The following is a 298-nucleotide window of genomic DNA, read 5'->3' as shown; positions in this document are numbered from 1 at the left end:
GCGCAACAACACTACGAAACAATGCTTGAACGATTCAGTGAATGGCCGATTCGTGTGTCGGTCATGAGCCGGTTCCGTTCGCCAGCAGAATTAAAGGCAACGAAACAAGGGTTAAAAGAAGGAACGATTGATGTCGTCGTTGGGACACACCGTGTGCTGTCGAAAGACGTCCAATTCGCTGATATCGGATTGTTGATCATTGATGAAGAGCAACGATTCGGTGTTAAACACAAAGAACGTCTGAAACAGTTGAAGACAAACGTCGATGTCTTGACGTTGACAGCGACACCGATTCCGC

General features: G+C 47.3%; 1 protein-coding gene. It reads left to right on the top strand.

The genetic code is table 11. The annotated features are described in order from the left end of the window. On the top strand, window positions 1-298 hold a 298-nt coding region (locus tag B3S86_RS00160), incomplete at both ends, for a DEAD/DEAH box helicase (RefSeq protein ID WP_290747865.1).

This window comes from Exiguobacterium sp. UBA3968, from assembly GCF_002385115.1.
Taxonomy (GTDB): Bacteria; Bacillota; Bacilli; order Exiguobacteriales; family Exiguobacteriaceae; genus Exiguobacterium_A.
The sequence above is the reverse complement of the archived record's forward strand: the minus strand, read 5'-3'. Positions and strand labels throughout refer to the sequence as shown.